The sequence below is a fragment of the Exiguobacterium sp. s26 genome, assembly GCF_018618235.1.
Taxonomy (GTDB): domain Bacteria; phylum Bacillota; class Bacilli; order Exiguobacteriales; family Exiguobacteriaceae; genus Exiguobacterium; species Exiguobacterium chiriqhucha.
Genome location: NZ_JACSLS010000001.1, coordinates 89718 through 102580, shown reverse-complemented (window position 1 = coordinate 102580; position 12863 = coordinate 89718). Strand labels below are relative to the sequence as shown.

The window sequence follows — 12863 nt, the reverse complement described above, 5'->3', positions numbered from 1 at the left end:
ACTTGTTAGTATAACGACTTCTCATCAAAAAAAGCCAATCATCACATGGATGATTGGCAGTTTGTTAAAAGCTATCTTCATAATCCCCAGACATCCCGGAGATACGGTCGTTATGCATGAACAAGACGAGGTCGACATCGTTCTCTTCGACGTAGTCCGTGATATCGACTTTGCCTTCCGCGTAGCGGACGTCAATCGCCGAGACCGTTCCGAATGACTCTCCGAGGAAGCCGAGCACCGGGTTCGCATATGAATCCTTCAAGACGAGCACATGCAAGTCGTTGACCGGATCTTTCTGCTCGATGCGCAACTGTGCGTAGTTGTCTTTCATGAACACTTTATAGAAATCAGCGAATCGGTTCGTCTCTTCCGCTTCTTCACGGGCGATGACCGAATGACCGCAATCATCCCCGTTCCGGCATACCTCGGTCGTGAAACCGTCTTTCGGTTCCATCCACTCCAAGTAGTCGAGCTTCTCGACGTACGGGAGTGAAATCTCACGAGCGTATGAGCCGTAGTAAGGCTGATCGATTTTGAACGTCTCCATATCGGACGCCTCTAATTTTGGCACGTCCTCATAGTCCTGTTGGAGCCGCTCGATGATTTGCTGATACCCGAGGAATGCGCCTTGCACGTTCCAGTGGTGATCGTTATAGAAATAGATGTCTTCCATCGGCTGCTCAAAGAGCGTCTCCCCAAGGTCGATGAGCTCAAAGTCAGCCCCTTCGACCGCGTCATGGAGATTGCCTCGGCTCTCTAAGTCGCCACTGATAACGTAGTCCGGAATCATCTCGTTTTGCGCCGCATGGACCGGCTTACTCGGCGCGGACGCGAAGTAGACCGGGACATCCTGTTCTTGCATCGTTGCCCCGAACTCAGGGAACAGACGCTTCATGTTATCGAACCCGCGTACAGGCTCATCAGGACCGATGAGCACCCCGTTGTCGAGGGCGAGTACCCCGTTGTTGATTTTTTGTTGGAAGACGTTCTTTTGGAAGCCTGCCTGCAGACCCATCCAACGGTCACGTTGAAACACTTGGTCGCTCGAGTAGCTTTCGAACTCTTCCATATAAGAACCATCCCGCACGGCACTGACCGAGACGTCCGGCTGTTGCGCGAGCTGACGCCCTTCTAGTACCGATACTTCCCGATCCTGACCGAACCAATACGTGGCCAGTCCGAGGAAAATCACTCCTAAAAAGACACCGAGCAACAGAAAATCGGCGAACCAGGATTGCTCGAGCCCTTTCGGCTTTTGCTCGATCGGCCGCGGGCTAGGTTTTCTAGAATCTAATGGCTTCTGCATCATATTGCCCCTTTCTCTTTAGAAGCGGAAGTAGATGAACGGGTTGAACGTGCTCGATACGATATACGAAATCGACAAGAAGAAGAGCACGAGCACACCGCTCACCCGGACGAGCCCGACGATTCGGCGGGTCGCCGTCGTTTTCGTGTCATCGAGTTCTTGACTCAAGAACTTCCCGACGACGATACGTGGAATCGGTGTGGCCGCAATAATGGCGATCAAGAGCACGACCCCATATTGGACCAAGTAGTAGAGCGCTTGTTGATCGAACAGCGGTCCGCCGTGAAGGCCGAACATCGTCTGCAAGTAAGCAATCGCATACGGGAAATCGTCAGCTCGGAAGAAGACCCAACCGATGATGACGACGAACAGTGTGAATGACAGCGACAGCCAAGACGGCATCGCCTTCAACCATTTCCCAAGGAATGCACGTTCGAGCATGATGAATACCCCATAGTATACACCCCAGGCGATAAACGTCCAGCTCGCCCCGTGCCAAATCCCAGTCAAGAACCAGACGACAGCCAAGTTACGGTACGTCTTCCATTCGCCTTGGCGATTTCCGCCGAGCGGGATATAGACGTAGTCACGGAACCAGCTACCGAGTGACATATGCCATCTGCGCCAAAACTCCGAAACAGAACGAGAGATATACGGGTAGTTAAAGTTCTCTAAGAAGTGGAACCCGAACATACGCCCTAGCCCGATGGCCATATCTGAATACCCTGAGAAATCGAAGTAAATTTGGAGCGAATAGGCGATAATCCCGATCCAGGCGAGTGTCGTCGACATCTCTCCGGCCGGCATGCCGAAAATCTGATCGGCGACGTAGCCAGCGCTGTTCGCTAAAATCATTTTCTTCCCGAGACCGATGACGAAGCGCTGAATCCCAGACACGAAGTCATCAATCGTCTCGCGACGATCGACAATCTCATCGGCGACCGTTTGATAGCGGACGATCGGTCCGGCAATCAATTGCGGGAAGAACGAGACGTACAAGGCCAAGTCAAAGATGTTGCGTTGGACTTGCCCATCTTTGCGATATACGTCGATGACGTAACTCATCGCTTGGAACGTGAAGAACGAGATACCGAGCGGGAGCGGGATTTCCGGGTCGTTCAACGAGAAACCGAGCACGCTGTTGACGTTCTCGACGAAGAAGCTCGCATATTTGAACACCCCAAGCATCCCGAGGTTCCCGAGCACCATGAGTGTCATCCATAGCTTGATTTTCTTTTCATGATGACGGTCGCGGTCGACGAGCAGTCCGAAGACATAGTTCATCGCGATCGACGCGAGCATAATCAATACAAATCGCGGTTCACCCCAGGCGTAGAAAAACAGACTCGCGACGAGCAAAATCGTGTTTTTAATGGGACGCGGTGAGATAAAGTACAGGCCGAGTACAATCGGCAAGAAATAAAATAAAAAGACGGTTGAACTAAATAGCATATCAGTTAGTCCCTTCCTACAAGATTACTCCTCAAACGAGAGGTATAGATCATCGAGTCGAATCGTCTGAGGCTCCGTCGTCTCAATCACATATTTGTAAGAGAGTTTGAAGTACTCTGCCCCTTCGACTTGAGGAATCGACTCCTCGATGTGGTTGTCGCCCGGATTGAGCGTCAACTTGAAGCGTTTATTCGAGACGCGTTCTTTCTTCGTATACTGCATGAAATACATCTCGAGCTTCACGGTCTTGTCACTGAGCACGTGAATATGCGTATCGAGGCCAATCGTTTGGCAAGGGTCCATCTGCGCGTCCGGCAAAAACATTTGCGACGGCGGAATCTCGAATTTCAAATCGAACAGTTGCACGTAAATCGAGTCGGACTCACTCTCCGGCATGAAAGTAACCTCTGTCTTATACCCTTCTTCGCGCATCCGTAAGTGATCCTTTTGGTAACCGCGCGGATAATAATGATAAATCGCAGGGCGGATTCTTTTGACTGCCATATCGTTTCCTCCGTTTTATAAGAAAAGAGTTGCCGTACACATGTACGAGACAACTCTTATTCTTTTACATTAAATTATTAGAAGTCTGTTGCCAAAATGGCGTCGACGATGCGACGTGACGCTTCCCCGTCACCGTATGGGTTCGAGGCTTTCGACATCTTCTCGTAAGCCGTTGCGTCCGAGAGAAGCTCATCGGCAAGACCAAAGATGACTTCTTCCTCTACACCAGCGAGTTTCAACGTACCAGCGGCCACGCCTTCCGGACGTTCCGTCGTGTCACGAAGGACGAGGACTGGAACACCAAGTGACGGTGCTTCTTCTTGCACGCCGCCCGAGTCCGTGAGGATCAAGTGCGAAATCGATGCATAGTTATGGAAGTCAAAGACGTCGAGCGGTTCAATCAAGTGGACACGGTCGATATCGTGCAAAATCTCGTTGGCGAGTTCGCGCACGACCGGGTTCATGTGGACCGGATAGACGACTTCGATATCGTCGTACTTCTCAATCAAACGGCGCACAGCGCGGAACATGTTGCGCATCGGCTCGCCGAGGTTCTCGCGGCGGTGGGCCGTGAGTAAGACGAGACGGCGTCCCGATTCACGGATTGAATCGAGCAACTCGTTCGAGTAGTCCTCGCGGACCGTCGTTTTGAGTGCGTCGATCGCCGTGTTGCCGGTGACGAAGATCTTGTCTTCCGGCTTGTTTTCACGAAGCAAGTTCTCTTTCGACGTTTCCGTCGGAGCGAAGTGAAGGTCGGCCATGACACCTGTGAGCTGACGGTTCATCTCTTCTGGGAATGGCGAGTACTTGTTGTACGTGCGAAGACCGGCTTCGACGTGCCCGACCGCGACTTGATTGTAAAACGCCGCGAGCGATGCCCCGAACGTCGTCGTCGTGTCACCATGGACGAGGACGATGTCCGGCTTCGTTTCAGCGATGACTTCTCCCATTCCTTTGAGGACGCGTGACGTCACGTCGTACAACGTTTGTTTGTCTTTCATGATATCTAAATCGTAGTCTGGCTTGATTTCGAACAACTCGAGCACTTGGTCAAGCATTTGACGGTGCTGCGCCGTGACGACGACGATTGGTTCGACCCCTTCACGTTTCTTCAATTCAAGAACGAGTGGTGCCATTTTAATCGCTTCTGGGCGTGTCCCGAAGACAGTCATTACTTTTTTCATCGATTCGCTAACTCCTCTTCTGTGAGCGACGGCAAGATATACGTCTCGCCGAGCTCTGTAGATTCGACAACGGTTGTCCGGCGTTTCAACTTATCCGCTTTAAACGCGTCTTGCTGATCTTTTGATAAGTTACGGAACCATTTTAAAAACTTGTTATATTCGCGTGCGACTTCTTCGACCGGTCCGTACTCACGGACCTCGCCGAACTCGAGCCAAAGTCCGAGCGTACAGAACTGTCGGACTTGGGACACGGAGTGGCTGATGAAGAAAATCGTCTTGCCTTGATCCTTGAACTCGTTCATCTTGGCGAGACACTTGTCAGTGAACGTTTGGTCCCCGACCGAGAGCGCCTCATCGATGACGAGGATGTCCGGATCGATGTTAATCGAAATCGCAAATCCGAGGCGTGATTTCATCCCGCTCGAATACGTCTTGACGGGTTGATAAATGAAGTCACCGATATCGGCGAAATCAATGATTTCTGGCGTCAACTCGGCAATCTCATGTTTCGTCATCCCGAGCATGAGCCCTTTTAATTCGATATTCTCCATCCCGGTCAAGTTCCCGTTCAGGCCAGACGAAATCGCGATGAGCGCCGTCTTGCCTTTCAGCTCGATTTGACCATGGGTTGGCGGCATGACATCCGCGAGCAGGTTCGACATCGTCGATTTCCCTGACCCGTTGATGCCGATGATGCCGACGACTTCGCCCGGCGGCACTTCAAACGTGACGTTCCGGAGTGCGTAGAATTGCTTGCCGTTCGTTTTATTGAGGAAAATCTCCTTCAATTTGTCGGTCGGCTTGTTGTATAACGTATAACGTTTTGACACGTTCTCAAATTTAACTTGGTACATGATAGCCTCCTCAAATGTAATCGATGAAATATCGACGGAAGCGCATATGGATCATCGAACCGACAAAGAAGAGGACGAGCACGATCGCCCAATAGTAGAGACCATACGCCCAGTTGTTCGCGAGCCAATCGGTCCCGAGGAACATCGAACGATACCCTTCAATCAAATAGTACAACGGGTTGATTTGAAGAACCTCTGCGAGACGGCCGGTCGGAACCCAAAAAATCGGCGTCAAGTACATGAGCATTCGCATGAGCGATTGCAGTAAGTTTTGTAAGTCGCGCACGATGGTCGTCAGTGCGGACGTGATTAACGCTAGCGAGTAAAGTAAGGCAAGAGCACTGATCGCCAAGTATATGAACCAAAGCGAATGGAGCCCCATCGGATAGCCGAACGCCCACATTAACACGTAGGATACCGCCACTAAAATGGCATGGCGATAAAACAACGATAACAGGACGTAAGCAGGAATCGTTGAGATTGGAAAGCTCATCTTGGAAACTAACCCAATCTTCGAATAGACAGACCGAGCCGTAGAAGTGATTGCCGCGGCAATAAAGAACCAGACGACAATCCCTGCAACGAGCCATGGCAGAAACGGCACGCCATCAATCGGCCTGCCGCTTCGAATACCAAATCCAAATACAAACCAATAGACTGCGATTTGCAGCAATGGCGTGACGAATTCCCATAAAAATCCGAGGTACTGCATTGAATAGTTGCTCTTCGTCTCATACGTCGCGAGACGCATGATCAGATACTTACTCGACTGCAGTTCTGAAAGAATAGCTTTCGCGGATTTAAACATGTGAATTCACCTTGAATCAACGTACGAGATTCGTTTCCTTTGTAAATTTGTACAAGTTGCCGTAGTTAACGACTGCCACATCTTCGCCAGCTGGCTTCACGATGTTGCGCGTATCAAAGATCATCGGACGACGCATCGCTCCGCTGAGTTCAGCGAAATCGAGTGTCTTGAACTCGTTGTGGTCGACGAGGACGAGGACGAGGTCCGCGCCTGCGATCGCTTCTTCTTTCGAGACGAGGTCGAAACGGCTCGATGTCGACTTCTCGACGTGACCGTCATGAACCGAGATGTTCACGCCACGGTCGAGCAAGAGCTCACAGATGTCGACAGCTGGACTTTCACGCATGTCGTCGACGTTTCCTTTGTACGTCACGCCGAAGACAGCAACTTTCGCGTCTTCGATGCCCGCAACGAGCTTCTCAACGTTGTCGGCCACGTAGGCTGGCATGGAGACGTTCGTCTCACGCGACAAGTTGATGATTTGAGCGAGGTCAGGTGACTTCGCGACGATGAAGTATGGGTCGACCGCGAGGCAGTGACCACCGACGCCAGGACCTGGGCTATGCAAGTTGACGCGCGGGTGTTTGTTTGCCATTTCGATGACGTCGAGGACGTTGATATCGAGGTCGTTACAAACTTTAGCGAGTTCGTTCGCGAGGGCGATGTTGACGTCACGGAACGTGTTTTCCATGAGTTTAGACATTTCAGCCGTCTTCGCGTCCGTCTTGACGATTTCGCCTTCGACGAATGTGCCGTAGACGCGTGCGCCAGCTTCCGCACAAGCAGGCGTGATGCCGCCGACGATGCGGTTGTTGTGCACGAGCTCATGCAAGATTTGTCCAGGAAGGACACGCTCTGGGCAGTGAACGAGGAAGATGTCTTCGCCGACGACGAATCCAGCTTCTTCGACGAGTGGCTTGACGAAATCGTCCATCGTACGTGGTGCGATCGTCGACTCGACGATGATGACGTTGCCTTTCTCGACGAATGGAAGGACTTTACGTGTCGCGTCCAAGACGTATGTGAGGTCGCACGACTTGTGCTCGTCATCATTGTTTGGTGTCGGGACAGCGATGATGAATGCGTCCGCTTTCTCCGGTGAGAGTGACGCACGGAATTTACCTTGCGCGACGACGTCTGCGACGACTTCGCCGAGACCTGGCTCTTCAATGTGGATTTCACCACGGTTCAATTTATCTACGACGTTTTGAGAGATGTCTACCCCAACGACGTCGACGCCGTATTTAGCGAAGACTGCCGATGTCGGCAAACCAATATACCCAAGACCTACTGTACATACTTTCATTTGTAGTAACCTCCAAGTGTGTGTGTGCCCTGCGATTTCTCGATGCGAGCATGTCCATCATTTTATTTCAGTTTCGACAATAAAACAATACTCATTATACTCTTGAACAAATCAGCCGGGCAATTACATTTTAATGACAAATCAATGTTTTTCAGTTTCGGACAACGCCTCTAGTATAAGCTGTTCTAGCTTTTTAGCAAGTGTTTCGACCGCGAAGTGCTCAAATGCATAGGTTTGAAGCGGTTTTGCCGCTTCGAGCAGACGATCGGAATCGTCGGCGTACGAACGGATGATGCCGACGGCGTCGGACACATCTTCCAATAATAACGCGTCCGGATAAATCGTCTCGCTCCCCGTCCAGTGACGGATGAGCGGATACGTGCCCGACGTCATCGCTTCGGCCGGTGCCAAATGGAAGCTCTCGAGATCGCTCATCGAGAGGACGAAGCCAATCTTTTGTAGCCATTCGGCGACATCATCGCCGTGTCCATCGAACTGGACGCTCGACTGGAACTGCGGCTCTTCAAGTCGGGCGAGCAACTTGTCGTAATACGCTCTTTCATCTTCCCGTTTATTGATCCAATAAATCTCGTTTGGATGATGTCCTTTAATGAAGAGTTTATAGCGACGATCTTGTTGCAACAGCTGCTCGAGCAAATCGAGCGCCAAATCGAGTCGCTTCAGTTTCGGGTTGACGCCGATCATACCGAGGTGGAACGTCAAATCTTGTTTCACTTTCGGCTGAGCCAAACGTTTCCCGTCGACGGCGTTATAAATCATCGTCATCTTGTGGCGCGGAATGCGGAACAGACGGTACATCTCTTCGAGCATATACGGCGAGACGAGGATGATTTTGTCGATGTTATGCAAGTTGTACTGACGTGGGAACGGTGTCTCTTTCTCTTGACGGTGAATCCGCACGATCAGCTTCTGATGCGGCAACTTGTGTTCCGAGTACCAGACGGCGTTGCCGAGTCCCCATTCACAGAAGATGATATCGGCCTGCTCGAGGCACGCCTTACTGTGATTGACGTTGTGAATCTTATGGCCGTCCCATTGGTCGACGAGCACGTTGAAGCGCGGGTTCTCCGAGAACTTCTGCATGAACAGCTTCAAGAACTTCAAGTCGTGGCCCGCGAAGACGATCGTCAACTTCTTCATCGCCCACAGCTCGTCACGGAGGCGCGCATGCGTGTTCGTGAACGTATAATACTGGGCCATGTCATACAGACGCTTGGCGGCCTCACGGTAGATGGTGGCGTCCGTGAGCGCGAGACGCGCCTTGTCGATGAACTCTGACTCTGAATTGACGAACAACGGATAGTCCGCCCCGAGGATGAGCTCATGCATCGGATTACGGTTGAGCAGCACCGGCTTTCCGAGCGCACCATACTCGAGCAGCTTCGTCGACAGTTCGAGCGAGGCGTCGAGTTCCGGATGGCGCCAAGATACTCCGACCGCACTCGACTCGATTAACGTCTCGACGTCGCGACGCGGGATTCCTTTCAGCCATGTCACGCCTGGATCGTGACCGAGTCGATGTGTCACGTCTTTGCGGAAGTTCGGGTTGTTCGGGTCTTGATTGAACTTGTCACCGGCGACATGAAGCTCGGCCGTCGGATGTGCGGCGCGCAGTTTTGCGAACGCCGTCAAAATCTCGCTCGAATACCAGAGCGGCGCAAACTTGCCTGTATAGACGAGGCGGTCGTTCGGTTTCGTGAACGATGGCGTTGCCTCTTTCACGTTCGGAATCATCGGGTTCAAGATGAGGAACGGTCGCTCCGTCGGGAGGAACGTCTCAAAATAATCTTTCATCGCCGACGTCTGGCAGAGCATGCGGGCCGAGCGTGAGGCGATTTGCTTCAAGCGGGCCAATTCTTCGTCCGACGCCTGCGTATGGTCGTGGGTGAAGTCGGTGATATACGTCCACGTCTTCGCCATCGTGTCCTTATACGCCGACAAGTTGTAGGCGAGCTGGAAGCCACGGATGAAGGCCAAGTCGTACGAGCCGCTCATCATGAGCTCATGGATGAGTTGGGCCGCTTCAGACGGCTCGAGTACTTTCTTTTCATAGTACGGTTCGTCCTTCTTCGGTGACGTCTCGCCAAATACGTCGAGGAAGCGGACGTTCGGCAACTCACGAATCGACGCCGTCACTTCCGGTTTGACGATCGAGCGTTTCAATAAGACGTCGACGTGAATCGACGGGTCTTGTTTCAACATATGGACGACGGACGTCAGCCAGATGGCCGACCCGTCAATCAAGTTCAAGTTCACGTCCCCATAGACGAGGACGCGAAGCGGTGCTTTCGTCATAACGTTACCTCCTGGGCCATCTCGTCGGAGAGATTGGCTCCGCCTTTGACGTATTGATACGGGTCGATGCTAAAGATCCGCTCGCCGGACTGGGCCAACTCTTGGAGCGACGCATCGTTCGTCAGCACGTCGAGTGCCTCTTGGATGCTGTAGAAACGGAGCGCCGCCGGTTTGACGAGCGATCGCGTCGGCACGGCGTCGAACACGTAGCGATAGCTCGCATCCACATCTTGTTTCTCGAGCGTCCCATCAAACGTATAATGGTCGCCTTTCGTCAAGATGTTGGCGTCGGCATAACGCGCCGCCAAAATATAGTCGGACACGTAAGACGGGCCGTAATAGTCGTCCCGGTTCACGAACGCCATCCATTCGAAACCGTCCAAAATCTCAGATAAGGCGTTATATTGCGTCAAATAACTGAGCATGAACGTCGAAATCGTCTCGGTGTTGTACTCGTTATAGACGTCGATATAGCCGTCGAACTTATCGAGAAACACGACGAGGTGTGTATGCTTGTAGTCTTGCGTTTCATAAATCGATACGACCCGCTCCATCTCCTCTTTCGAGCGGACGATGGCGACCATGGCCACACGGACGTGGTCGACACGATACGGGATACCGATTGCCCCGACGACTTGGGCGAGACGTTGCGTGTAAGTATGATACGTCAACACGTGACGCATCCCGCGCATAGCGACGTCCTCATAGAACGCGTCATCGGTCAACAGCTTCTTGAACGTCTCATCGAGCATGGCGTCACCCTCATCGAGGAAGACATAATCGCCGAGCATCTGTTTGACACCGATGGAGCGCGTGCTGACGACCGGCGTCGCACAGGCGAGGCCTTCGAACACACGACGCGAGAACATCGTCGGTGAGTCATTGACCGAGTTGACGTTCAGCATGACTTTAAAGCCTTTATACGCTTTCGCGATTTGGTTATATTTCAAACTGCCGCGAATCGAGTTACGGAACTGTTCCGGGAATTGGAGCTGATCCGTCTCACCGCGTTGGTTCATCTCATAGTTGCGGTCATAGATGACGAGGCCGTAACGGTCCGCCGCGGCGAACAAACGGTCCATGTCTTGACGACGTGACTCGTGTCGGTTCGCGTAATACGAGCCCGCGAACGAGGCGTACGGTTCACGTGTCCCCGGTAAACGAATCGGGTTGTGTTCTTTTGGTTGTGCCGCGAACGGGAGTGCGCCGACACGGTCGTGTCCGCAGTCGCGGATGTAATCCTCGACCCGGTTCTCGTCCGTCGTATAGACGTAGTCGAACCGTTTCGCCGTCTCGATGAAACGGTCGTAGTGAATCGGGTCTTCTTTGTTCCAGAACACGGTCGGGATGTTGTTGTGACGGCACCATTCAAGCAGGCCATCGAGCTCTTCCCACGTGTTCGTGCCGTATTTGACGACCTTCTTCTCCCACGCCCCGGCGTTCCCTTTCCACGCCGACTCGACCATCAAGAAGTCCGGTTGTTCATCGGCGAGGACGGCCGGCCAGTTATCCGGTGTGAACGTGATCAAGTCACATTCTGGGCGGTACGAGGCGGTCGTGAACTCATCAAAGATGGCCGCGACTTTCAATTCGTGCAACTCACGCGGCACGGCACGGAAGAGACGGGCCTCGCGCACATCGAGCCATTCCGGGCTACGCGTGCGGTCGCTGATGATCTCTTCAGTGACGCGAATCCGGTCGATGACTGCTTCCCCGTCGCCGTCGACACGGAGCGCGAAGCGGAGACGACGCGCCTCTTTCTCAAACTCGAAAATCTTCTCCGAGCCGAGTTGGACTTGCTGCATGTTCAAGCGACCTTCCGTCGAGTACGTGATGATATAGAGGACGACGTTTGTCCCTTCTCCCATCTCGCCGTCGAGCGTGACCCGGTAACGGCTGTTCGATTTGACGTCGAACAAGAAGTCGACCGGTAACAGCTTGAAGCTGTTATTCGTCTCAGCATACGAGATGTAACGGCGATTGCCTTCCCCGGTTTTCAACTTGACGACGAGCTGGTCGTGCTTATGTTTCAGTTTGATCGTGTCCGGTGTCGGCACCGTCCACATCGATGGTTTGAGCGATAAAATTTCTTCACGGCGGACGCTCTTCTCGCGGACCATGCCGAGTTTCAAACCATGTAGTTCACCGTGGCCAGACAAGCGGACGAAATAACGGACCGTCGTATGACTCGGTGTCAGACGGATGATGCCACTCAGTCCGAGCGGGACCTCGATCATTTGATCTTGTCCATCGGCCGTATACGTGACGACGAACAGCGAGGCGTTCGCCGTGCCCGTCACCGTCCCTTTTAAATAGAAACGATAGACGTCATCGTCCATATCCCCGAGCGGGAAGTCGATGGCGCGTTTCGTGTTCACATGCGGGAGGGCCGATTCGCCGACACCGAAGTGGACGTATTGGCCACCAACACCGTGCAGCAACAGTTTGTCATCTTCAAAGTCGACGACACGGTTGATGGCCGAAATCAATTCGAGCTGTTTCGGCGTCAAATCGATGCGATAGTCGAAATCGCTATCCTGCATGTGATAAGCCATTCCTTCGACGTCCCAGAGCGAGACACCGTTGACGTTCAGTTCGATGACACTATACGAGCCTTTTCCTTCCGTCTCGACCGTGAAGCGGACTTTCGTCTCGTTCGCGAGCAAGGCGATATCGGTCGGCGTCTGATTGTAGACGAACACGTCACGTGAATGTTTGTTCCGTTGATAGAGCGACACTTTGATGGCAGGTGTGACATCACCGGCCGCCTTCGCGCGGAACTGGACGTGCATCGTCCGATTCGATTTCGAGAAAACTTTTTTGATGTCGATCGTGTCTTCTTTCTCGTCCGGACGATACGTCAAGACGACCGCTTCCGGGCGTGAGATGACGACGTCGGCCCCTTCTAGATGGACCGCATCCGATGCGGTGTACCAATTCGGGACGATCGGTCCCGCTTGACGAGATGTCACGCGGTTGAGCGCCTTGTTGATGATGCGTTTCCCGACGCGACGCGAGCGTTGAACACCGAGATGTGCCGCCCGACGTGCTTTCGTTTGCCAACCCATATGTCTTTCCTCCAAACTGCGGGGTATTCCCCTCGATTTCACTAATAAGGAAGCGACACATCACA

The 12863-nt window shown here is 52.7% G+C and carries 8 protein-coding genes and 1 pseudogene; all 9 read right to left on the bottom strand.

The window, feature by feature from the left end:
• Positions 1-64: 64 nt before the first annotated feature.
• Positions 65-1306, bottom strand: coding sequence for a DHHW family protein (locus KNP82_RS00465; RefSeq protein ID WP_214826617.1), 1242 nt, complete (start codon positions 1304-1306; stop codon positions 65-67).
• 18 nt (positions 1307-1324) lie between these two features.
• Positions 1325-2758, bottom strand: a complete 1434-nt coding sequence (locus tag KNP82_RS00460; protein WP_214756250.1) for an MBOAT family O-acyltransferase — start codon at positions 2756-2758, stop codon at positions 1325-1327.
• Positions 2759-2782: 24 nt separating this feature from the next.
• Entirely contained in the window at positions 2783-3262 is a 480-nt protein-coding gene (locus KNP82_RS00455; protein WP_021066436.1) for a hypothetical protein, read from the bottom strand.
• A gap of 77 nt (positions 3263-3339) precedes the next feature.
• A complete protein-coding gene (gene wecB, locus KNP82_RS00450) occupies positions 3340-4446 on the bottom strand; it encodes a non-hydrolyzing UDP-N-acetylglucosamine 2-epimerase (protein WP_131471841.1) in 1107 nt (368 codons plus the stop codon).
• Positions 4447-4526: 80 nt separating this feature from the next.
• Positions 4527-5303: pseudogene (gene tagH / locus KNP82_RS00445) on the bottom strand (teichoic acids export ABC transporter ATP-binding subunit TagH); the annotation flags it as partial.
• Between the two features lie 7 nt (positions 5304-5310).
• Positions 5311-6108: an ABC transporter permease gene (locus KNP82_RS00440; protein WP_021066433.1), complete on the bottom strand. Its 798-nt coding sequence runs from the start codon at positions 6106-6108 to the stop codon at positions 5311-5313.
• A 16-nt stretch (positions 6109-6124) separates the two neighbouring features.
• Positions 6125-7414 carry a nucleotide sugar dehydrogenase gene (locus KNP82_RS00435; protein ID WP_021066432.1) on the bottom strand — a complete coding sequence of 430 codons (1290 nt, stop codon included), beginning with the start codon at positions 7412-7414 and terminating at the stop codon, positions 6125-6127.
• Between the two features lie 141 nt (positions 7415-7555).
• Complete coding sequence (locus KNP82_RS00430) at positions 7556-9730, bottom strand: glycosyltransferase (protein WP_214714146.1); 2175 nt, start codon at positions 9728-9730, stop codon at positions 7556-7558.
• Positions 9727-12798, bottom strand: a complete 3072-nt coding sequence (locus KNP82_RS00425) for a CgeB family protein (protein WP_214826613.1) — start codon at positions 12796-12798, stop codon at positions 9727-9729. The genes KNP82_RS00430 and KNP82_RS00425 overlap by 4 nt, the downstream gene beginning before the upstream one ends.
• Between the last annotated feature and the right edge of the window lie 65 nt (positions 12799-12863).